This window comes from Bordetella hinzii LMG 13501 (genome assembly GCF_001548475.1).
Lineage (GTDB): Bacteria > Pseudomonadota > Gammaproteobacteria > Burkholderiales > Burkholderiaceae_B > Bordetella > Bordetella hinzii.
Genome location: NZ_LRUJ01000021.1, coordinates 50133 through 69867 on the forward strand (window position 1 = coordinate 50133; position 19735 = coordinate 69867).

General features: G+C 68.3%; 22 protein-coding genes. 17 read left to right on the top strand and 5 right to left on the bottom strand.

Annotated features, from left to right (window positions below; translation table 11 throughout):
- Positions 1 to 87: 87 nt before the first annotated feature.
- Positions 88 to 975 carry an SDR family oxidoreductase gene (locus AXA74_RS14665; RefSeq protein WP_032979274.1) on the bottom strand — a complete coding sequence of 296 codons (888 nt, stop codon included), beginning with the start codon at positions 973 to 975 and terminating at the stop codon, positions 88 to 90.
- 104 nt (positions 976 to 1079) lie between these two features.
- Between AXA74_RS14665 and AXA74_RS14670 the strand changes: the two genes are divergently transcribed.
- Positions 1080 to 1904, top strand: coding sequence for a helix-turn-helix transcriptional regulator (locus AXA74_RS14670; protein WP_032979275.1), 825 nt, complete (start codon positions 1080 to 1082; stop codon positions 1902 to 1904).
- A gap of 10 nt (positions 1905 to 1914) precedes the next feature.
- On the opposite strand, the gene AXA74_RS14675 is transcribed toward AXA74_RS14670, so the two are convergent.
- Positions 1915 to 2904 (bottom strand): DNA-binding protein, encoded by a 990-nt coding sequence (locus AXA74_RS14675; RefSeq protein WP_032979276.1) that lies wholly within the window; start codon positions 2902 to 2904, stop codon positions 1915 to 1917.
- Positions 2905 to 3009: 105 nt separating this feature from the next.
- On the opposite strand from AXA74_RS14675, the gene AXA74_RS14680 reads away from it, so the two are divergent.
- Positions 3010 to 4119, top strand: a complete 1110-nt coding sequence (locus tag AXA74_RS14680; protein ID WP_230588838.1) for a site-specific integrase — start codon at positions 3010 to 3012, stop codon at positions 4117 to 4119.
- Positions 4120 to 4219: 100 nt separating this feature from the next.
- Entirely contained in the window at positions 4220 to 4501 is a 282-nt protein-coding gene (locus AXA74_RS14685; RefSeq protein WP_029581058.1) for a peptidylprolyl isomerase, read from the top strand.
- 68 nt (positions 4502 to 4569) lie between these two features.
- Here the strand turns inward: AXA74_RS14685 and AXA74_RS14690 are convergent, their stop codons facing one another.
- Positions 4570 to 5034 (bottom strand): GNAT family N-acetyltransferase, encoded by a 465-nt coding sequence (locus tag AXA74_RS14690; RefSeq protein WP_029581059.1) that lies wholly within the window; start codon positions 5032 to 5034, stop codon positions 4570 to 4572.
- A 262-nt stretch (positions 5035 to 5296) separates the two neighbouring features.
- Here AXA74_RS14690 and AXA74_RS14695 point away from each other — a divergent pair, with 262 nt between their 5' ends.
- Positions 5297 to 5686 carry a VOC family protein gene (locus tag AXA74_RS14695; protein ID WP_126623584.1) on the top strand — a complete coding sequence of 130 codons (390 nt, stop codon included), beginning with the start codon at positions 5297 to 5299 and terminating at the stop codon, positions 5684 to 5686.
- A 12-nt stretch (positions 5687 to 5698) separates the two neighbouring features.
- On the opposite strand, the gene AXA74_RS14700 is transcribed toward AXA74_RS14695, so the two are convergent.
- Entirely contained in the window at positions 5699 to 5968 is a 270-nt protein-coding gene (locus tag AXA74_RS14700; RefSeq protein ID WP_029581061.1) for a YunC family protein, read from the bottom strand.
- A gap of 74 nt (positions 5969 to 6042) precedes the next feature.
- Here AXA74_RS14700 and AXA74_RS14705 point away from each other — a divergent pair, with 74 nt between their 5' ends.
- The 13 genes from AXA74_RS14705 to AXA74_RS14765 all read left to right on the top strand — a co-directional run bounded on the left by AXA74_RS14705 (position 6043) and on the right by AXA74_RS14765 (position 18816).
- Positions 6043 to 6261 (top strand): SlyX family protein, encoded by a 219-nt coding sequence (locus AXA74_RS14705; RefSeq protein ID WP_029581062.1) that lies wholly within the window; start codon positions 6043 to 6045, stop codon positions 6259 to 6261.
- Between the two features lie 19 nt (positions 6262 to 6280).
- Positions 6281 to 7066, top strand: coding sequence for a deaminated glutathione amidase (locus AXA74_RS14710; protein ID WP_032955300.1), 786 nt, complete (start codon positions 6281 to 6283; stop codon positions 7064 to 7066).
- 257 nt (positions 7067 to 7323) lie between these two features.
- Positions 7324 to 8229 (top strand): branched-chain amino acid ABC transporter permease, encoded by a 906-nt coding sequence (locus AXA74_RS14715; RefSeq protein WP_029581064.1) that lies wholly within the window; start codon positions 7324 to 7326, stop codon positions 8227 to 8229.
- Positions 8229 to 9155: a branched-chain amino acid ABC transporter permease gene (locus AXA74_RS14720; protein WP_032979278.1), complete on the top strand. Its 927-nt coding sequence runs from the start codon at positions 8229 to 8231 to the stop codon at positions 9153 to 9155. The genes AXA74_RS14715 and AXA74_RS14720 overlap by 1 nt, the downstream gene beginning before the upstream one ends.
- Positions 9152 to 9892 carry an ABC transporter ATP-binding protein gene (locus AXA74_RS14725; RefSeq protein ID WP_029581066.1) on the top strand — a complete coding sequence of 247 codons (741 nt, stop codon included), beginning with the start codon at positions 9152 to 9154 and terminating at the stop codon, positions 9890 to 9892. The genes AXA74_RS14720 and AXA74_RS14725 overlap by 4 nt, the downstream gene beginning before the upstream one ends.
- Positions 9893 to 9894: 2 nt before the next feature.
- Positions 9895 to 10557, top strand: coding sequence for an ABC transporter ATP-binding protein (locus AXA74_RS14730; RefSeq protein ID WP_029581067.1), 663 nt, complete (start codon positions 9895 to 9897; stop codon positions 10555 to 10557).
- An 11-nt stretch (positions 10558 to 10568) separates the two neighbouring features.
- Complete coding sequence (locus AXA74_RS14735) at positions 10569 to 12005, top strand: aldehyde dehydrogenase family protein (protein WP_048940153.1); 1437 nt, start codon at positions 10569 to 10571, stop codon at positions 12003 to 12005.
- Between the two features lie 27 nt (positions 12006 to 12032).
- Positions 12033 to 12785 (top strand): SDR family oxidoreductase, encoded by a 753-nt coding sequence (locus tag AXA74_RS14740; protein ID WP_032955302.1) that lies wholly within the window; start codon positions 12033 to 12035, stop codon positions 12783 to 12785.
- Between the two features lie 50 nt (positions 12786 to 12835).
- Entirely contained in the window at positions 12836 to 14134 is a 1299-nt protein-coding gene (locus AXA74_RS14745; protein ID WP_029581070.1) for an ABC transporter substrate-binding protein, read from the top strand.
- A 220-nt stretch (positions 14135 to 14354) separates the two neighbouring features.
- On the top strand, positions 14355 to 15131 hold the full coding sequence (locus AXA74_RS14750; RefSeq protein ID WP_029581071.1) for a sterol desaturase family protein: 777 nt from the start codon (positions 14355 to 14357) through the stop codon (positions 15129 to 15131).
- 4 nt (positions 15132 to 15135) lie between these two features.
- Positions 15136 to 16008 (top strand): fatty acid desaturase, encoded by an 873-nt coding sequence (locus tag AXA74_RS14755; protein ID WP_048940530.1) that lies wholly within the window; start codon positions 15136 to 15138, stop codon positions 16006 to 16008.
- Positions 16009 to 16027: 19 nt separating this feature from the next.
- The gene (locus tag AXA74_RS14760; RefSeq protein ID WP_032979279.1) at positions 16028 to 17923 is read left to right on the top strand and encodes a StlD/DarB family beta-ketosynthase; all 1896 of its coding nucleotides are present in this window, start codon (positions 16028 to 16030) and stop codon (positions 17921 to 17923) included.
- On the top strand, positions 17920 to 18816 hold the full coding sequence (locus AXA74_RS14765; protein ID WP_029581074.1) for a DUF6999 family protein: 897 nt from the start codon (positions 17920 to 17922) through the stop codon (positions 18814 to 18816). Before AXA74_RS14760 ends, AXA74_RS14765 begins: the two co-directional genes overlap by 4 nt.
- On the opposite strand, the gene AXA74_RS14770 is transcribed toward AXA74_RS14765, so the two are convergent.
- Complete coding sequence (locus AXA74_RS14770; RefSeq protein WP_048940154.1) at positions 18813 to 19730, bottom strand: acyl-CoA dehydrogenase family protein; 918 nt, start codon at positions 19728 to 19730, stop codon at positions 18813 to 18815. The genes AXA74_RS14765 and AXA74_RS14770 overlap by 4 nt on opposite strands.
- Positions 19731 to 19735 lie beyond the last annotated feature (5 nt).

A 19735-nucleotide genomic window follows, 5' to 3' on the forward strand; every position in this document is an offset into this window, starting at 1 on the left:
CGGTCGCTTGTGTCGGGCGCGCCGGACAACCGGTGACAGGGGCTCGCAGACCGGGACGCGGACGCCGCCGCGCCTGCCCGCCACGGGCTAGAAAAAACGCCCCTGGTCGAGGTCTTCGATCAGGCCCGGGCCACTGGGGCGCCAGTTCAGGCGGGCCTGCGTCCAGGCGCTGGAGGCCGGCATGTCCATCGTGGCGAACATCGCGCACCAGCCGAAATGCGCGGCGGCGTCCTCGGGGGCGAGGGAAACCACGGGCAGCCGCATATTCCGCCCTAGCGCTTCGGCAATGTCGCGCATGGCGATGCCGGTTTCGCCCACGGCGTGATAGCGCGCGCCGCGCTCGCCCGCCTCCACGGCCAGGCGGAAGAGACGCACCACATCCGATAGGTGGCCGGCCGGCCAGCGGTTTTGCCCTTCGCCTACATAGGCCGCCACGCGCTTGTCGCGCGCCACCTCGACCAAGGGCGTGACCAAGCCCTGCCGCAAGGGGTTGTGCACTTGCGGCAGGCGCACCACGGACACATTGATGCCCTCGCGCAACAGGACCTCCACCTTCAACTCGGTCGCGCGGCGGGGATTGGGATGCTTCGGGTTGAAGACGCTTTCGATCGCCGGCCCGCCCTCTTCGGGCAGGCCCATGCCGGTGCCGGAGGTCACGATCAAGGGGCGATCAGAGCCCGCCAGCTCGGCGCCCAGCACCCCGACCACCCGCTGGTCCTCTTCACAGCTGGCCGCAAAACGGGAGAAATCATGACCGAACGCGGCGTGGATCACGGCGTCGGCGCCGGCCGCGCCCTGGCGCACGGCGGGAAGATCATCCAGCGTGGCCCAGTGCGCACGGGCGCCCAGCCGCGCCAGCACTTGAGCGCCCGCCTCGGAACGGGTCATGCCGATGACCTCATGGCCGGCCTGGCGGAGCTCGCAGACCAGGGCCTGGCCAATGAAACCGGTCGCGCCCGTCAGGAAAATACGCATGATGCCTACCTCAGTGTGGGAAGAAGGCGCTCACTATCCTATGGCGGTTTATCCCGTTAAAGTAGTGAGATTATCCTAGTAAGCATGCTACCCCCCTTGCTGTCATGGCGCTCCCGCACGAATCCCTGGGTGCTTTCCTGCGCAGCCGCCGCGCGCGGCTGGATCCGGCCAGCTTCGGCTTTTCCGGGCGCCGCCGCACGCCGGGCCTGCGCCGCGAAGAGGTCGCCCAGCGCGCCCACATCAGCCCCACCTGGTACACCTGGCTGGAACAGGGCCGAGGCGGCGCGGCTTCGCCCGAGGTGCTGGAACGCCTCGCCGCCGCGCTCCTGCTGACCGACACCGAGCGCGAGCATCTGTTCATCCTGGGTCTGGGCCGCCCGCCCGAGCCGCGCCACACACCGGACGAAGGCGTCAGTCCGCGCCTGCAGCGCGTGCTGGACGCGCTGCGGGACTGCCCGGCCATCATCAAGACCGCCCTCTGGGACGTGGTGGCCTGGAACCGCGCCGCCGCCGTGGTGTTCACCGACTACGGCGCCCTGCCGCCAGCCGGGCGCCACATCATGCGCATCCTGTTCCTGGACCCGGCCGTGCGCGCCAGACAGCATGATTGGGAGGGCCTCTCGCGTTTCGTGGTCGCCACCTTCCGCGCCGATGTGGCGCGCTTCGGCCGCAGCGCGCAGGCCTCCGACCTGGTCGACGAACTCAGCTCGGCCAGCCCCGAGTTCGAGGCGCTGTGGCGCGGCAATGACGTGCTCAGCCATGCGGACGGCGATGGCATCAAGCGCATCCGGCACGCCCAGCTGGGCAGCGTCGCGCTGGAATACTCGGCCTTCGCGGTGGACGGCCGCCCGGACCTGAGCATGATCGTCTACACCCCGCTGCAAGCCGGGATCACCGAGCGTATCCGCGCCCTGGCCGCCCGCGGCTGAGCCGCGGCCCCTAGACGGGCCGCGCCGTCCGGCCCGCGCGGCGCGGGGCGGCCAAAAGGCCGGCGATCTGCTCGTCCTTGACCGCCAACTGCGCGCGCAATTGGGCCGCATGCGCCTCCATGTCGGCATGGCGCTGCGCCAACGCCTGCTCGTGCAGGGCCAGGGCGCGCGCGCCGGCTTCGGCCTGGGCCTGCCAGTGCGCCTGCGCGGCCTGGGCAGCCGCCAGCGCGCCGGCCAGCCCTTCCACCTCGGCGCGCGCCTCGTCACGCAAGACCTGCAGCGCTTGGGCGTGGGCCTGCTCGCGCCCGGCCAGGCTGCGTGCCGCGGCATCGCGCTCCTCCTGCAGGCGGCGCACGGCCTGGCGCTGGGCATCCAGGTCGGTGAGCCAGCGCCGCTCATGGCTGGCGTGGCGGGCCTCGGCCTGGGCCAGGGCTTGCTGGTGCTGCTGCTGGGCGGCGGCCAGGCTGTCGCGCCCCTGGCGCTCGGCGCGCTGGGCCTCCTGCCGCGCCGCCTCGGCCGCCTGGCGCTGCGTCTGCAGCTCGGCCTCAGCATCCTCCAGCCGCGCCTGCAAGGCTTGCGCTCTTGCCTGGGCGGCGCCGGCCAAAGCCTGTGCGGCGGCCAGCGCGGCTTCCAGGTCGGCCTCGCGCTGGGCCAGCCGCGCCTGTGCCTGGGCCAGCGACTGGCGCTCGGCCTCCATGGCGGCCCGCTCGGCCCGCAGCCCCGCCTGCGCCTGGGCGGCCTGGTCCGCGGCCTCGGCGCGCGCCTGCGCCTGGGCTTCGCGCCATAGGCGCTGGGCGGCGTCCATGACCGCATCGGGCGGCCCGGCGCCGTCCAGCCGCCCGCCCAGCTCGCGCAGCCAGGCCTTCAAATGCGGCCCCACCGTATTGGGCGACCCGCGTCCCAGATGCTGGCGCACGCGCTCGATCGTGGGCTGCTCGCCCGCCCGCAGCAGGGCATCCGCCGCCGCCCAGACATCCTCTTGCTGAACCCCGATGGCCATGATCATTCCTTTACGCGGCGCGCGCCAACGTCTTAATTAGCGCGGATAATAGATGTTTATCCGCGCTATAAATCGCTAGATAGTACTGTTTAATACATACTACATATGATTTACAACAATTCCAAGCCCGACAGGCTGGCAACTCCCCGGAAAACCGCGTCGGCGGGCGGCGCGAGCAGCCTGGGGCAAGCCCTGGCGCGCCTGGGCGGCAGCGGCGATTCCCTGCGCGCCTTGCTGCGCGAAGGCAGCTCGCCCAACACACAAGCCGCTTATCTGGCGGCCATCCGCTATTGGGAGGCTTGGCATGCCCTGCGGCTGGGCCGGCCCTTCGCCCTGCCCCTGCCCGTCGCGGCCGTGCTGCAATTTATCGCCGACCACCTGGAACACAGCACCGCGGCGGGGCTGGCGCACGATCTGCCCGAAGCCATCGACCGCCAGCTGGTCGCCTCGGGCGCCAAGCGGGCGCCCGGGCCGCTGAAACTCTCGACGGTGCGCCATCGCCTGGCGGTGTTGTCCGAAGCCCATGAGACGCAGGCGCTGCCCAATCCTTGCCGCGACCACGCCGTGCGCACCCTCATGCAGCGCAGCCGCGCCGCCTACGCCCGGCGCGGCGATCTGCCGCAAGGCAAGGACGCCCTCACCCGCGAACCGCTGGAACAATTGCTGGCGACTTGCGACGACACGCTCATCGGCTTGCGCGACCGCGCCATGCTGCTGTTCGCCTGGGCCAGCGGCGGGCGCCGCCGCTCCGAAGTCGTGGCCGCCACGCTGGAGAACCTGCGCCGCACGCCCGAGGGCTATCTCTACGTGCTGGCGCATTCCAAGACCAACCAGGAGGGCCGCGCCCGGCCCGATATCTATAAGCCCGTGGCCGGGCGCGCCGCCCAGGCGCTCGACGCCTGGCTGGCGGCCGCCGGCATCACGCACGGCGCCTTATTCCGCCGCGTGCGCCGCGGCGGCATCGTGGGCGAGGCCCTGGGCGCCGAGGCCCTGCGCCGCATGGTCCAGGCCCGGGCGCGCCAGGCCGGGCTGGACGGCAACTACGCCGCCCACAGCCTGCGCGCCGGCTTCATCACCGAAGCCGGGCGGCAAGGCCTGCCGCTGGCCGAGGTCATGGCCATGAGCGGCCATGCCAGCGTCGCCACCGTCATGCATTACCACCGGGCGGGCGCGGCCGTCTCCTCCAGGGCGGCCCGCCTGCTCGACGAGGACTGAGCCGCCCGCCCGCGCTACACTAGCGGGCCACGCGGGCCCTGCCCGCGCCATTCATCCGGCGCCGGCCCGCGCAGCGGCCGGCCCTCACTGGAGCCACACCATGGCACAAGCCTCCGCCCGTCACATCCTCGTCTCCACCGAAGCCAAAGCCCAGGAACTGAAGACCGCCATCGAAAACGGCGCCGACTTCGCCCAGGTCGCCCGCGAAAACTCCAGCTGCCCCTCGGCCCGCCAAGGCGGCGATCTCGGCACCTTCGGCCCCGGCGAAATGGTGCGCGAATTCGACCAGGTCGTCTTCAGCGCCCCGGTCAACCAGGTCCAGGGCCCGGTCAAGACCCAGTTCGGCTACCACCTGGTCGAAGTCACCAGCCGCCGCGACTGAGATCGCCAGCGCCCCAAGCAAAAACCCGGCCTCGCGCCGGGTTTTTGCTTTGCAAGGAACGCCCAGGCCTAGAGATCACGGCCCAGGAAGCGCGTGCCCGGCACCGGGTTCTGCGTCACCGGCTCGGCCTCGCGAAAGCCCAGCGACTCGTACAGATAGCGGGCCGCCAGGAACTCGGGCAGCACATCCAGGCAGATGCGGGCATAGCCCGCGGCCTTGGCCTCGCGCAGAATGCGCTCCATCAATTGGCGGCCGAGCTGTTGGCCGCGCGCTTCGGGCCGGACATAGACGCGCTTCATTTCGCAGCTGCGGGCGTCCACTTCGCGAAATCCTCCGCAGCCCACCACGCCGCCGTCCTTCCAGGCCAGCAGCATCAGGCCACGCGGCGCGGCGTACTTGCCCGGCAGCCCGTCGAGCTCTTCTTCGTAGTTCTGGAAATCCAGGCTGACGCGCGTGCTGCCGATATATTCGCGGATGATGCCGATCAAGGCATCGCGGTCTTGCGGAAAACGGGCGGCTTGAATCTGAAACATGGCCTACCTTCGCGGCGCTCCGCGCCGCCGATGACAATCAAAAAAGGCCTGCGCCGTTGCCGGGGCAGGCCTTGCGTTCGCGTTTGGCGCTCAGCGCGCGCGCATCCCCCGGGACCGGGCCGTGCTTGGGCGGCAATGGACGGCGGAAACAATGATGGGCGACATGTCCATAAGTGTGGGCCGCCGCCGGCCCCTTTGTCAAACCGGGCCACGGCGCGCGCCAGGCGCTATGCTGTACGCAAGCCATAGACGGAGAACCCTCATGCGCGCCATGCCGTTTCTGATGTTCCAGGGCCAGGCCGAAGAAGCCATGCGTTTTTACGTCTCGCTCTTTCCCGATGGCGCCGTCGAGAGCCTCGAGCGCTACGGCGCCAGTGGCCCGGGGGCGCCAGGCACGCTCCACCAGGCGCGCTTTACCGTGGCCGGCCAGCGCGTGATGTGCATCGACAGCCCCACCCCCCACGGCTTCGGCTTTACACCCAGTGTCTCTTTTTTCGTCGATTGCGACGACGAGGCCCAGCTCGCGCGCCTGGCCCAGGCCCTGGCCGAACAGGGCGCGACGCTCATGCCGCTGGACAACTACGGCTTCAGCCGGAAATTCACCTGGGTGCAGGACCGGTTTGGCGTGTCGTGGCAGCTGAACCTGCCTTGAGCCTCGCGGCGCCTATTTGAAGCGGGCCAGGGCCTGCGCGCCGGTCATGCCCTCTTGCAACCCCATGGCGCGGGCGGCCTGGCTCACCGCGATCAGGGGCGCCTGCAGCATCTGCGCGTGATCGGACACGCCGGTGACGATGGCCGCCGCCTCGCCCGTCTTGTCGAAGGTGGCCACATTGAGGTAGCCGCAAGCCAGGATGCCCTGCCCGCCCTTGAGCAGCAACAGGGGGCGCGCCAACTCGTGGCGGATTTGTTCGAAGTCGCTGAGATTGATGTCCATGGTCATCCGACCCCGAGACGATAAAGAAGCCCTCCTTGTGTCACAGCCGCCGCACTCTGCGGTTTAATACCGCCATGGAACACGAACACGAACTGGCTGCCCGCGTCACCGAACTGGAGGTCAAACTCGGCTTTGCCGAAGACCTGCTGGACCGCCTCAACCTGCTGGTCTTCGAGCAGCAGAAGCAGATCGAAGCCATGGCCGCCCAGATCGGCCAGCTGCGCAACCAACAGAACGACGGCACGGGCGGCCCCTGGCGCAGCCTGCTCGACGAGCGTCCGCCGCACTATTGACTCCCGCCTGGAGAACACCATGAAGATCGCCATGGGGCAATTCGCCGTCCGCCCCGTCTGGGAAGAAAACGCCGCCATCTGCCGCGACCTGATGCAGCGCGCCCGCGCCGGCGGCGCCGACGCCCTGGTGCTGCCCGAAGGCGTGCTGGCCCGCGACATCACCGACCCGGACATCGTCAAGCGCTCGGCCCAGCCGCTGGACGGCCCCTTCATCGCCGCGCTGCTGCCCGCCACGCAAGGCTTGACCGTGTTCTTCTGCGTGCATGTGCCGGCGGCCGACGGCAAGGTCTGGAACACCCAGCTGGCCTTGCGCGACGGCCGCATCATCGCCCAATACCGCAAGCTGCATCTCTACGACGCCTTCAATATGCAGGAGTCGCTCAATGTGCTGGCCGGCGCCGAGATCCCGCCCCTGGTCGAGGTGGCCGGCCTGAAGGTCGGCATGCTGACCTGCTATGACCTGCGCTTTCCCGAGTTGCCGCGCCGCCTGGCGCTGGATGGCGCCGACGTGCTGGTCGCCCCTTCGGCCTGGGTCAGGGGCCCGCTGAAAGAAATGCACTGGCAGGTGCTCTCGCAGGCGCGCGCGCTGGAGAACACCTGCTATCTGGTGGCCGTGGGCGAATGCGGCCCGCGCAACATCGGCGCCAGCATGGCCATCGACCCGCTGGGCGTCATCATCGCCCGGGCGGCCGAGACCGATGCCCTGGTCTTTGCCGACATCGACGCGGCGCGCCTGGCGCAGGCGCGCCTGGCGCTGCCCGTGCTGCAGAACCGCCGCTTCGCGCGTCCCGAACTGGCCGCCTGAGCCCGGCCCGGCCGGCCGCCGTCCTGGCGCCGCCGGCCTCCCCCCTTAAAGCCTGCATTAACCCTGCCTTCCGTAAAGTCGAATAGGACGGCAGGGACGCGCTCCCTATACTCCTTTGCACATCCGGAGTGTCCGCACTCCGCATAAAAGAAGGCGCGGCTCGCGCGCCATATCAAAGAGACAAAAAGACGCCGACAGCGCGTCCGTGCCATCGCTGGGGGATCCCGGGGAGGGGTGCGCCTCTAGGGAGACGATGCTTGAGCTTGGATCTGCTACCCCTGGCTCTGGTCGATGGCATTGCCTACGCCAGCCTGTTGTTCCTGGTTTCCATGGGCTTGACCCTGGTGTTCGGCGTGATGGGCATATTGAATGTCGCCCACGGCGCCTTCTACGCTTTCGGCGGCTATGCCGCGGCCAGCTTCGTGATGTTCCTGGCCGGCCGCAGCGACTCTTCCTTGCTGCTGTTCCTGGCCTTGTTCGCCGCGGCCATCGTGGTCGGCCTGGTGCTGGGCACGGCGCTGGAGTTTCTGCTCATACGGCGCGCCCAGAACTACGACCCGGTCCTGAAGCTGCTGCTGACCTTCGGCGCCTTCCTCATGCTCGAAGACATCCAGCGCGCGATCTGGGGCGCGCAGCCCTATAGCGCCAGCGAAGTCGTCAACCGCCTAGGCAATATCGAACTCGGCGATATCACCTACACCACGTATCAGCTGGTCGTGGTGCCGGTGACCGCCCTGCTCGCCTATGTGGCGCTGGAGTGTTTTCTCAAGCGCACCAAGCTGGGCAAGCAGACCGTGGCCATGACCCACCACCGCGAGGTCGCGACCTCGCTGGGCATCAACGCCAAGAAGATAGGCCTGGTCACCTTCGTCATCGCCACCATGCTCGGCGCATTGGGCGGCGCGCTGGCCGCGCCCACCACCTCGCTGGTGCCCGGCGCGGGCACCGATATGACGGTGCTGTCCTTCGCCGTGGTCGCCACGGCCGGCCTGGGCCAGATCACGGGGGCCCTGATCGCCGCGCTGCTCATCGGCGTGGTGCGCGCCATCGCCGTCTACATGGCGCCCGAACTCGAGGTCGCCGTTCCCTACATCATCATGGTGCTGGTGCTGATCATCCGTCCGCATGGCCTGTTCACCGTGGCACAGGCGAGGACGATCTGATGAAGGTCCCTGTTATCAGTGTGCTGGCCGCCGTCGCGGCGCTGGCGGTCGGCTACCGCTTCGCCTGGACCATCACCCCCATCGTGTTCGGCCTGACCTATGCCATCGCAGCCCTGGGCGTGTCGGTCATGGCGCGCGCCGGCCAGGTGTCTTTTGGCCACGCCATGTATGCCTGCATCTCGGCCTATACGGTGGCCTTCGTGGCGCGCGCCTACCCGCAGGCCGACGCGCTGGTCCTGATCGGCGCGGGCGTGGCGGCCAGTTTCGCGGCTGCCTTGCTGGTGGGCTCCTTCGTGGTGCGCTATCGCGGCATTTTCTTCGGCATGCTCAACCTCGCCCTCAGCATGGTGCTGTTCGCCCTGTTGGGCAAGCTCTATACGCTGACCGGCGGCTCCGACGGCCTGCGCATCGTGCGGCCCACGCTGGCCGGCATCGCGATGGAGCGCGAGTCCTTCGAGCGCGCCCTGCTCGTGCTGGCGCTGCTGTTGTCCCTGTTGCTGGCCTGGTGGGTGCAGCGCTATTTCCGCTCCGGCAGCGGCCAGGCGCTGTCGGCCATCAAGACCAACGAGACCCGCATCGAGTACCTGGGCTTCTCGGCCTATCTGATCATGTGGAAGGGCTATCTGCTGTCGGCCGTGGTGGTCGGCATCTCGGGCGCCCTGCTGGCCCTGATCCAGGGCCTGGTCACGCCGGAAATCGGCTCCTGGCTGCGCTCGGGCGAGTTCGTCTTCATCACCATCCTGGGCGGCGCGGGCCATGCGGCCGGTGCCTTCCTCGGCGCCATCTGCTTCGAGACCGTCAAGCTGGCCTCGTCGGCCTACTTTCCCGGGCTGTGGCAATTCGTGCTGGGCCTGACGCTGATCCTGGTGATCTTCCTCTTTCCCAATGGCTTTGTCGGCCAATTCAAGAAACGAGCCCGCGCATGAAGCCGCTGATCCAGACCCGAGACCTGAGCCTGGCCTTCGGCGGCGTGGTCGCCGCCGACGCCATCGACTTCGAATTGCATGAAGGCGAACGCCTGGCCGTGATCGGCCAGAACGGCGCCGGCAAGACCACTTTCATCAATATCTGCACCGGCTATCTCAAGCCCGACCGCGGCAGGGTCTGGTTCGACGGCACCGACGTCACCGCCATGACGCCGCGCAAGATCGTGCGCCTGGGCCTGGGGCGCTCTTTCCAGCTGCCGCAGCTGTTCGCCGAGCATAGCGTGCGCGAATGCGTGCAGATCGCCTCGGCGCGCCGCAACAAGGACCTGAGCTGGTTCCGCGCCCTGGAGCATACGGTCGATGGCCGCGACGTCGACGCGACGCTGGATCTGGTCGGCCTGCTGCCCGACGCCGGCGAGCGCAGCATCGAGCTGCCCGAAGGCAAGCGCAAGCTGCTGGACGTGGCCATGGCCCTGGCCCTGCGCCCCAAGTTGCTCATCATGGACGAGCCCACCAGCGGCGTGGCCTCCGAGGACAAGCACGGTCTGATGGAAACCGTGATGCAGGCGCTGGACGAGCGCCGCGTCACCAGCTGGTTCGTCGAGCACGATGTCGACATCGTGTCGCGCTACGCCAGCCGGGTCGCGGCCTGGATCGCCGGCAAAGTGGCCGCCGACGGTCCGCCGGCCGAGGTGCTGGAACATCCGCAGATCAAGAGCGAAGTCCTGGGAGTCTGACCATGTTGACGCTGACCGCACTGAACGTCGATCTGGCCGGCAACCGCGTGCTGCGCGATGTCTCGGCCAGTTTCGCCCCGGCCCGGACCATAGGCATCGTCGGCCGCAACGGCGCCGGCAAGACCACGCTGCTGCGCACCATCATGGGCCTGGCGCGCCTGAAGTCCGGGCGCATCGAGCTGGACGGCGTGGAGCTGTCCGCCCTGCCGGGCCACGCGCGCGCGGCCCACCGCATCGGCTATGCGCCGGAAGACCGCGTGATCTTCCCCACCATGACCGTCGAACAGAACCTGCGCCTGCCCTGCGAGGTGCAAGGCCAGTCGGCCGAGGTCATCGAAGGCCGGCTGGCCACCGTGCTCAAGGTGGTGCCGCAGCTCGAAGCCATGCTGCCGCGCTCCGGCGCCGCACTGTCCGGCGGACAGGGCAAGATGGTGGCCCTGGCGCGTGCCGTCATGGTGGGCACCCGCCTGCTGATGCTCGACGAGCCCTTCCAGGGCCTGGCGCCCAAGCTGGCGCGCGACTACACGGAGGCGCTGGCGCGCCTGAAAGAACTGCAACCCCAGCTCTGCGTTGTGATCACCGAATCCAACATCAAGCTGCTGGGCGACATTCCCGACCAGATCTGGACGATCGAGCGCGGCTCGATCTCGCTGAACCCATCTTGATGGAGAACCGCATGACGCACATGATCATCAACGGACAGAAAGCGACGGCCCGGGACGGCCGCAGCCTGGAAGTGATTTCGCCGGTCGATGGCCAGGCCTTTACCCGCATCCCGCGCGGCCAGGCGGCCGACGTGGACCTCGCCGTGGGCGCGGCGCGGGCCGCCCTGGACGGCGGCTGGGGCCATTCGACCGCCCTGGACCGCGGCCGGCTGCTGCTGCGCCTGGCCGAGAGCATCCTGGCCCACCACGAAGAGCTGGCGCAGATCGAATCGCGCGACACCGGCAAGCCCCTGTCCACGGCCCGCGCCGACATCACGGTGCTGGCGCGCTATTTCGAGTTCTATGGCGGCGCGGCCGACAAAGTGCATGGGCAGACCATTCCCTTCCAGGAGAACTATTCGGTCCAGCTGATCCGCGAGCCCCTGGGCGTCACGGCCCACATCATCCCCTGGAACTACCCGGCCCAGATGTTCGGCCGCAGCGTGGCCCCGGCCCTGGCCATGGGCAACGCCGCCGTGGTCAAGCCGGCCGAGGACGCCTGCCTGTCCATCGTGCGCGTGGCCGAGCTGGCGCTGGAAGTCGGCTTCCCGGCCGGCGCGCTCAATGTGGTCACCGGCCTGGGCGAAGAGGCCGGCGCCGCGCTGTCGGGCCACCCCGGCATCAATTTCGTGACCTTCACCGGCTCGAACGAGGTCGGCGTGCTGGTGCAAAGCGCCGCCGCCCGCAATGCCGTCAAGTGCGTGCTGGAGCTGGGCGGCAAGTCGGCGCACATCGTCTTTGACGACGCCAATGGCAAGCTGGCCATCCCGGCCATCGTCAAGGGCATCGTGCACAACGCCGGCCAGACCTGCACGGCGGGCAGCCGCCTGCTGGTGCAGAAAGGCATTTACGCCGATTTCATGCAGGCGGTGGCGCAGGAATTCTCCAAGGTGCGCGCCGGCACGCCCGAGATGGACCTGACCTGCGGGCCGGTGGTCAACCGCGCGCAGTTCGAGCGCGTCAACCGCTATATCGCCAAAGGCCTGGCCGACGGCCTGAAAGTGGTGGCCGAAGGCAGCATCGCCGAGGGCGTGCCCGCCGGCGGCTTTTATGTCAAACCCACGCTGTTCAGCGCCGCCACGCACGACAGCGATCTGTTCACGCAGGAGATCTTCGGCCCGGTGCTGGTCGCCCTGCCCTTTGACGACGAAGAGCAGGCCATCGCCCTGGCCAACGCCACCGACTACGGCTTGCTGGGCGCGGTCTGGACCGAGAACGGCGGGCGCCAGCAGCGCGTGGCGCGCGGCATCAAGGTCGGCCAGGTCTATATCAATGGCTTTGGCGCCGGCGGCGGGGTCGAGCTGCCCTTCGGCGGCGTCAAGAAGAGCGGCCACGGCCGCGAGAAGGGTTTCATCGCGCTTGAAGAAATGAGCACCACCAAGACCATCATCCAGTACTACGGCAAGTAAACCCTGACACAGCAGACGGAGACAGACATGGGTCAATTGCAAGGCAAGGTCGCTATCGTTACCGGCGCGGGAAGCGGTTTCGGCGAAGGCATCGCCAAACTCTATGCCCGGGAAGGCGCGCAGGTCGTCATCGCCGACATCAACAAGAAAGCCGCCGACCGCGTCGCCAGCGAGATCGGCAGCGTCGCCCTGTCCCTGCAGGCGGATGTGTCCAGCCGCGCCGATATCGACGCGGTGGTCAAGCACACGCTCGAAGCCTTCGGCCGCCTGGACATCGTGGTCAACAACGCCGCCATCACCCACAAGAACCAGCCCATGCTGGACGTGGACGAAGAGACATTCGACCGCATGTTCGCCATCAATGTGAAATCCATCTATCACATGGCGCAGGCTGTCATTCCCTATATGCGCCAGCAAAAGCGCGGCGTGATCCTGAACATCGGCTCGACCGCCGGCATCCGTCCGCGTCCGGGCCTGAGCTGGTACAACGCCTCCAAGGGCGCGGTCAATGTGCTGTCCAAGTCCATGGCGGTCGAACTCGGCCCCGACAATATCCGCGTCAACGCCATCTGCCCCGTGATGGGCGTGACCGGCATGTTCGAACTCTTCATGGGCTTGCCGGACACGCCCGAGAATCGCGCCAAGTTCCAGTCCACCATTCCGCTGGGCCGCTTCTGCCAGCCTTCGGACGTGGCCGCCGCCGCGCTGTACCTGGCCAGCGACGCGGCCGAATTCATCACCGGCGTGGAACTGCCGGTCGATGGCGGCCGGACGATCTGAGCGTCCCGCGCCGCACCGCTGAGCATCAAACACAATAAAGGAGACAGCAGATGAAGACCTTGAAACTGGCCGCCGCGGCGGCCTTGTTGTCGGGGCTGGCCGCTTGGGCCCAGGCCGCCGACAAACCGCAGGAACTGAAGATCGGCATTTCCACCTTCCTGTCGGGCTCGGCCTCGGTGTTCGGCGTGCCGGCCAAGGACGCCGCCGACATCCTGATCCAGGACATCAACGCCGCCGGCGGCATCGACGGCGTCAAGCTGGTGCCGACCTATATCGACGAGGGCGGCGGCGGCGAGAAGCTGCTGTCCGAATACCGCCGCCTGGCCGAAGGCGGCACCAAGGTCATGCTGTCGGCCATCTCGAGCGGCCATTGCAATATCGTGGCGCCCGTGGCCGAGGACCTGAAAGTGCTCAATGTGCTCTGGGACTGCGGCACCGAAAAGGCGCTCGAAGGCAAGACCTACAAGTATGTCGTGCGCACCCAGGCCAACGCCACCACCGAAATGGTGGCCCAGGTGCTCTACCTGATGAAGGTCAAGCCCGACTTCAAGACCGTGGCCATCGTCAACCAGGATTACGCCTGGGGCCGTGATTCGCGCGACATCTTCCTGGCCGCGCTCAAGAAGTTCAAGCCCGACGTCAAGGTCGTCGCCGAGATGTTCCCCAAGTTCGGCGCGGCGGACTTCTCGACCGAGATCAGCAAGCTGCAGGCCTTGCGCCCGGACGTCATCGTCTCGACCTCCTGGGGCGGCGACCTGGACAACTTCGTGCGCCAGGCCGCGCAGCGCAATCTGTTCAAGAACTCGACCTTCGTGCTCTCGCTGGCCGAAAGCTCGCTGGAGCGCCTGGGCAACGCCCTGCCCGAAGGCGTGTACGTGGGCGCGCGCGGCGACCATTACTTCCTGCACCCGGAGACCAAGGACGATCCGGCCCACCAGGCCTTCATCAAGAAATTCCACGACAAGACCAAGGCCTATCCGATCTACTCGGTCTATCACATGGTCCAGGCCATCCAGGGGCTGAAGGCCGGTTATGAAAAGGCCATCAAGGACAACGGCGGCGCCTGGCCGGCCCCCGAGCAGGTGGCCGCCGCCATGCACGACGTGACCTTCAAGGGCTTCGGCCGCCCGGTGCGCATCCACCGCGCCGACGGCCAGGGCCTGGAAGACCAATTGTTCGGCGTGACCAAGAAGAGCGATAAATACCCCTTCAAGGTGCTGTCCAACATCACCATCGTGCCGGCCGAATTGGTCACCCCGGGCGTGTCGGATACCTCGATGGACTGGATCGCCAACAAACTCGACACCAACGCCGTCAAGAGCGACACCATCCAGGTGTTCAAGGACTAAAGCGGGCCCAGCCCTGCCACGCGCCAGCTTGCCCATGGCGCGTTTTTTGTTTTAGATCAATGAGTTATATGACATAGATCAAGTGATTTATCACCATCAGTCCGAAACGATTGTCCGACTCCGAATCAATTGGTAATACATCCGCCCCCTATAAATCAGACGATTGCTTATCATCGCGCCATGACAACAAGCAAAGGCCGGCGCCGCCGGCACGGGATACATGGCGCAAGCGTTCATGGCATTGACGGCCGGGCAGGTGATGCTGGCCGGGCTGCTGTTTTTCGGCGGCATTTATCTGCTGTTCGGCGCGGCGACCTGGCTGCTGACCCGCCATGTATTGCCGGCCCTGGGCCTGGGGCGCCCGCTGGACCCGCGGCCGCTGGCGCCGGGCCAACTGCGCCGCGAATTCGCCCAGTCCGGCCTGTCCATCCTGCTTTTCGGCACGGGCATGATCTTCCCCTGGGGCCTGCTGCAGCTGGGCTGGGCGCGCCTGGATCCGGACGCCGGCGCGCTGAAGATCAGCCTGGAGATCCTCTTCCTGCTGGCCTGGAACGACGTGCATTTCTGGATCAACCACCGGCTGCTCCACACCCGCTGGCTGCGGCGCTTCCACCTGCCGCATCACCGCTCGGTGGTGACCACGCCGTTTTCCACCTATAGCTTCCATCCCATCGAGGCCTTGATGCTGGGCAATGTCATCCTGCTGCCCATGCTGCTGCACGACTTCAGTTTCTGGTCGCTGCTGTCGGTGCCCTTGTTCAGCCTGTTTTTCAATTGCATCGGCCACGCCAACTACGATTTCTTCCCCGGCGTGTCGTATGCGCACTGGTTCGCGGCCAGCCGTCGCCATCACCTGCACCATGCCTGCTACAACGGCAACTACGGTTTCCAGTTCACCTTCATGGACCGGCTGTTCGGCACGCGCCTGGCCGCCGATGCGGCCCAGCGCCAACTGGACGCGCACCGCGCCCGCGCGGCCGACGCCGGCGCGGCCTGAGATGATGCCCCGGCTGCGCCATGGGCGCGATGTGCAAAGCCTGGCCTATCTGGCGCTGGCCCCGGCGCTGGCGGCATGGCAGTGGTGGCGGGGGTTTTCCTGGCCGCTGTACGGCCTGCTGCTGTTTCTCACCCTGGGCATCGGCGTCATTCATCACAACCATACCCACCTGCGCATGTGGCGCGGCCGGCTGGCCAACCGCCTGACCGATTTCTGGATCACGCTGCTGCAAGGCCATCCCACCTTCGTGTTCTGGCCCGCCCATGTCGCCAATCACCACCGCTACAAGCACGGCGCGCGCGACGCCGCCCGCACCTATCGCTTCGGCGGCGACCGCAACGACCTGCCGGGCTATCTGCTGCATCCCTTCCAGGCCGTCTGGGTGCTGGCGCCGCTATTCCTGGGCTGGCTGGCGCGCATGAAGCGCTGGCGCCCGGGCGTCTGGCGCTATTGCCTGGCGCAGTACGCCGCCTGGCTGGCCCTGTGGGGCGGCCTGCTGGCCATCGACCCGGCCAAGGCCCTGCTCTTTGTCATCCTGCCGCAGCTGCACGGCCTGCACTGGCTGCTGGCCACCAACTACCTGCAGCATGCCCACGCCGACGGCGGGCCGCGCGCCGGCCTGGACTATGCGCGCAACTTCGAGGGCATGGTCAACCCCCTGCTCTTTAACATCGGCCTGCACACGGCCCACCACGAAAACCCGCGCGCCCACTGGACCGAACTGGCCCGCCTGCACCGCGAACACTACCGCGCGCGCGTGCATCCGGCCCTGAACGAAGCCGGCCTGCTGCCCTATATGGCGCGGGTCTTCGTGCTGGGCAGCGTCATCGCGCGCCTGCGTTCGCGTCCCCTGATGGCGCCCGAACACATCCGCTGATCCCGACGAGAATCCGCCCATGCCTATCGCCTTTGACCGCGTCTACCTGGAAGCCGCCGGCTATTTCATGCCGGGCGAGCCCATCGACAATGCCGCGATGGACGCCTATATCGCGCCGCTGAACCGCATCTCCGGGCGCATCAAGCAGCGCATCCTGGCCGAGAACGGCATCAAGACGCGCCACTACGCCATCGGCCCGGACGGCCGCACGGTCTTCAGCAATGCCCAGCTGGCCGCCCGCGCCATCGGCGATTGCCTGGCGCGCCATGACAGCCGCCTGGCCGACATCGGGCTGCTGGCCGCGGGCTCATCGGGCGGCGACGCCCTCATGCCCGGTTTTGCCAACATGATCCAGGGCGAGCTGGCCGCGCCGCCCATGGAGACGCTGTCCGTGCACGGCATCTGCGCGGCCGGCGTCGGCGCCATCCAGGCCGCGGCCAGCGGCGTCGAGCTCGGCGGCCACGCCCGCGCCCTGGCCGTGGCCGCCGAACTGCCTTCGCGCCTGTTCAAGCGCTCGCGCTTCGCCGCGCGCGGCTACGACGCCGATTTCGACGCGCATTTCCTGCGCTGGATGCTTTCCGATGGCGCCGGCGCGGTCCTGCTGGGCACGGGCAGCCGGCCGCTGCCAGGCCCTTCGCGCGGGGTCCGGCTGCGCCTGAAGTGGATACACCAGCGCGCCTTCTCGGGCGACTATCCGGTCTGCATGCAGCTGGGGCTGTCGGCCGACCGGGAACGCGGCCATCTGGACTATCCCTCCTGGCAGGACGCCGAGGCCGACGGCGCGCTCTCGCTGCGCCAGGACATCCGCCTGCTGCCCCATCTCTTCGATATCGGCATCCATGAGTATGCGCGGCTGGTGCGCGACGGCTGGCTGGACCCGGCGCGCGTGGATCACTTCCTGTGCCATTACTCCTCCGAGAAATTCATCCCCGTGGTCGAAGACCTGATGGCCAAGGCCGGCCTGGTCATCCCGCGCGAGCGCTGGTTCAGCAACCTGGCCTGGCGCGGCAACACGGGCGCAGCCTCCATCCTCATCATGCTGGCCGAGTTTCTGCAGACGCGCGAGATCCAGCCCGGCGAGCAGATCTTCTGCTACATCCCCGAGTCCGGCCGCTTCATGGCGGCCTATATGCTGCTCGAAGCCGAGGCCGACGGCCGCCCCGCCCGGCCGGCGGCGCGCGCGCCGGCCGCGCTGGCCGAGGACGCCGAGACCATCGCGCCGCCGCACGACCCGGCCATGGCGCCCCAGGGCCTGTCGCCGCTGCTGACCGAACTGGCCGCGATCTGGCACGACTACCGCTCGCGCGTCTGGCGCACGCCGCTGGTCCACAAACTGCGCCGCCGCGCCTTCGAGACCGCCGACTATGTCCGCTGGATGGAGAGCTGGATCCCGCAAGTGCGTGAAGGGAGCAAGTGGATGCGCGAAGGCGCGGCCTCGCTGGGCGCGGCGTATGCCCCGCTGGCCGCCCTCATCCAGACCCATGCCGGCGAAGAACAGAACGACTTCCGCATCCTTTTCGAGGACTACCGCAAGGCCGGCGGCACCCAGGAAGATATCGACCAGCTGCGGCGCAATCCGGGCGGCGAAGCGCTCAACGCCTATCTGCACGCGCTGGCCGCCACGCGCGACCCCATCGGCCTGCTGGGCGCCGTCTACATCATCGAGGGCACGGGCCAGCGCATCATCCCCGCCCTGCTGCCCCTGCTCAAGGCCAGCCTGGCGCTGCCGCCCGATGCCTTCCGCTTCCTGGAGTACCACGGGCACAATGATGAACATCATCTGGCGCGCTGGCTGGCCGCGGTCGAACTGGCCCTGGACTGCGATCCCGCGGCGGCCCGCCCCATCGTCGACACCGCAAGGCGCACCGCCGCCCTGTACCTGATGCAGTTCCACCACGTCATGGAGCAGGCATGAAAGAGGATCCGGCCTTTCTGGCCCAAGGCCACGACCCGGCCGACCCCAACCCCTGGCTGGCGCTTTACCTGGACCGCAGCACGCCCCTGCCCGATGAGGTCAAGAAGGCCTGGCTGGCCGACTCCAGCAGCGGCTCGCGCCAATACCTGCTGCCCTTCCTGCGCCCCATCGCGCGGCTGTGCATCGTCCTCATCCAGGTGGTCAAGACCTTCCTGCCGCGCCGCTGGTCGCACTCGCGCTTTCTGCACCGCATCCTGGCCTGGGGCCTGAAGCGCTTTGTCTCCCCGCAAGCCAACTGGCTCATCCTGCGCCATTTCCACCTCGGCGCCCAGATCCTGTCCTTCATCGGCGGCAACTCGCCCGTGCCCGTGAGCACGACGCCGCTCACGCCGCGCGCCATCGACGACCTGAAGGACGATCTCTTCGTCAAGCACGACCTGAACCTGTTCAACTTCGTCATCCGCCTGAACCAGGCGCTGCGCGATGCCGGCCAGGAGATGCACGCGCCGCCCCGGCTGGACTTTTCCATGATCGAGGATCCGGGCCTGAGGCTGGAGGACATGCCGCAAGGCCGGCTCAACTTCCTCGACCTGCAAAGCGCCATCGAGCTCTTCACCCCGCTCTACCAGTTGCTGCTCACCGACAATGATTTCTGGCGCGCGGCCAACTCGCTGCAGCTGGACGAGACCATCGGCATCTACGCGGCCCAGCTGCTGGGCGCGCCCCAGCACCTGGTGCTGGTGAACAACAAACATCCGCTGGTGCCCATGTCCACCTTGCGCGCGGGCTACCGGTTGGTGCTGCACGGCCTGTCGACCGAGATGCTGCACAGCCTGCTGATGGCCCACCGGGCGGCCCAGGCCGGCGCGCCCGAACCCGCGCCCATCGCCTAGGCGGCCGCCCGCCAGATGCGTTCCAGGAGCGCATCCTGGCTCGCCGCGCCCTCCAGCGCGGCGGCCAGGCGCATGACGCGCTTCAGATAGAGATGCGCGTCGCACTCCCAGGTGATGCCCATGGCGCCATGCGTCTGGATAGCCTGGTGCGCACAGCGCCGCGCCGCGTCCACCGCCAGCCATTGGGCCCCATCCAGGCCCGGGCCGCCGCCCTCGTCCATGGCATGCGCCGCCGCGTCCAGCGCCAGGCAGGCATCGTCCAGGGCCATCCAGCCTTCGGCCAGGCGGTGCTTGACCGCCTGGTTGGCGCCGATGGGCCGCCCGAACTGCTGCCGCTGGCAGGCATAGTCCACCGCCATCCGCAAGGCGGCGTCGGCCGCGCCCAACATCTCGGCCAGGCGCAACAGCCGCAGCCGCGCGCGCAGGCCCTCCGCCTGCGGCGCGCTCAGCGTGGCCAGCCGCTCGCCTTCGCCCTGGGCCCGGCCCAGCGGCATGGTGGGATCCAGGCCGGCCTCTTGCGCCACGGGCGGCAGGCGCACCAGGCAGTGGCCGCGCAGCGCCAGGGCCGGCGCCCCCGCGCCCTCCACCAGCCCGTCCTCGTCGGCCCAGGCGAAATCCGCGTCCAGCGCCCGCGACAGCAAGGGCAGGACCGCCATGGCCGCGATGAGCGGCACGCTGATCAGGGCCTGCCCGGCCGCATGCGCCACCGGCCAGGCATGCGCCAGGTCCAGGCCCAGGCCGCCCTGCGCCTCGGCCGCCAGCATGGCGGGCCAGCCCTGGGCGCGCAACTCGGCCCACAGGGCCTGGCGCTCGGCGGGCGAAGCCTCGCCCGCCCGCCGCGCCCGCGCCGGCGGATGCCTGTCCTTGAGAAAACGCCGCGCGGCATCGCGCAGGGTTTGTTGGTCTTCGGTCATGCCAT

Bases quoted from the DNA above. Each gene is read 5' to 3' on its own strand.
- AXA74_RS14665 (WP_032979274.1), bottom strand. From the start codon at position 975: ATGCGTATTTTCCTGACGGGCGCGACCGGTTTCATTGGCCAGGCCCTG.
- AXA74_RS14670 (WP_032979275.1), top strand. From the start codon at position 1,080: ATGGCGCTCCCGCACGAATCCCTGGGTGCTTTCCTGCGCAGCCGCCGC.
- AXA74_RS14675 (WP_032979276.1), bottom strand. From the start codon at position 2,904: ATGGCCATCGGGGTTCAGCAAGAGGATGTCTGGGCGGCGGCGGATGCC.
- AXA74_RS14680 (WP_230588838.1), top strand. From the start codon at position 3,010: ATGATTTACAACAATTCCAAGCCCGACAGGCTGGCAACTCCCCGGAAA.
- AXA74_RS14685 (WP_029581058.1), top strand. From the start codon at position 4,220: ATGGCACAAGCCTCCGCCCGTCACATCCTCGTCTCCACCGAAGCCAAA.
- AXA74_RS14690 (WP_029581059.1), bottom strand. From the start codon at position 5,034: ATGTTTCAGATTCAAGCCGCCCGTTTTCCGCAAGACCGCGATGCCTTG.
- AXA74_RS14695 (WP_126623584.1), top strand. From the start codon at position 5,297: ATGCGCGCCATGCCGTTTCTGATGTTCCAGGGCCAGGCCGAAGAAGCC.
- AXA74_RS14700 (WP_029581061.1), bottom strand. From the start codon at position 5,968: ATGGACATCAATCTCAGCGACTTCGAACAAATCCGCCACGAGTTGGCG.
- AXA74_RS14705 (WP_029581062.1), top strand. From the start codon at position 6,043: ATGGAACACGAACACGAACTGGCTGCCCGCGTCACCGAACTGGAGGTC.
- AXA74_RS14710 (WP_032955300.1), top strand. From the start codon at position 6,281: ATGAAGATCGCCATGGGGCAATTCGCCGTCCGCCCCGTCTGGGAAGAA.
- AXA74_RS14720 (WP_032979278.1), top strand. From the start codon at position 8,229: ATGAAGGTCCCTGTTATCAGTGTGCTGGCCGCCGTCGCGGCGCTGGCG.
- AXA74_RS14725 (WP_029581066.1), top strand. From the start codon at position 9,152: ATGAAGCCGCTGATCCAGACCCGAGACCTGAGCCTGGCCTTCGGCGGC.
- AXA74_RS14730 (WP_029581067.1), top strand. From the start codon at position 9,895: ATGTTGACGCTGACCGCACTGAACGTCGATCTGGCCGGCAACCGCGTG.
- AXA74_RS14735 (WP_048940153.1), top strand. From the start codon at position 10,569: ATGACGCACATGATCATCAACGGACAGAAAGCGACGGCCCGGGACGGC.
- AXA74_RS14740 (WP_032955302.1), top strand. From the start codon at position 12,033: ATGGGTCAATTGCAAGGCAAGGTCGCTATCGTTACCGGCGCGGGAAGC.
- AXA74_RS14745 (WP_029581070.1), top strand. From the start codon at position 12,836: ATGAAGACCTTGAAACTGGCCGCCGCGGCGGCCTTGTTGTCGGGGCTG.
- AXA74_RS14750 (WP_029581071.1), top strand. From the start codon at position 14,355: ATGGCGCAAGCGTTCATGGCATTGACGGCCGGGCAGGTGATGCTGGCC.
- AXA74_RS14755 (WP_048940530.1), top strand. From the start codon at position 15,136: ATGCCCCGGCTGCGCCATGGGCGCGATGTGCAAAGCCTGGCCTATCTG.
- AXA74_RS14760 (WP_032979279.1), top strand. From the start codon at position 16,028: ATGCCTATCGCCTTTGACCGCGTCTACCTGGAAGCCGCCGGCTATTTC.
- AXA74_RS14765 (WP_029581074.1), top strand. From the start codon at position 17,920: ATGAAAGAGGATCCGGCCTTTCTGGCCCAAGGCCACGACCCGGCCGAC.
- AXA74_RS14770 (WP_048940154.1), bottom strand. From the start codon at position 19,730: ATGACCGAAGACCAACAAACCCTGCGCGATGCCGCGCGGCGTTTTCTC.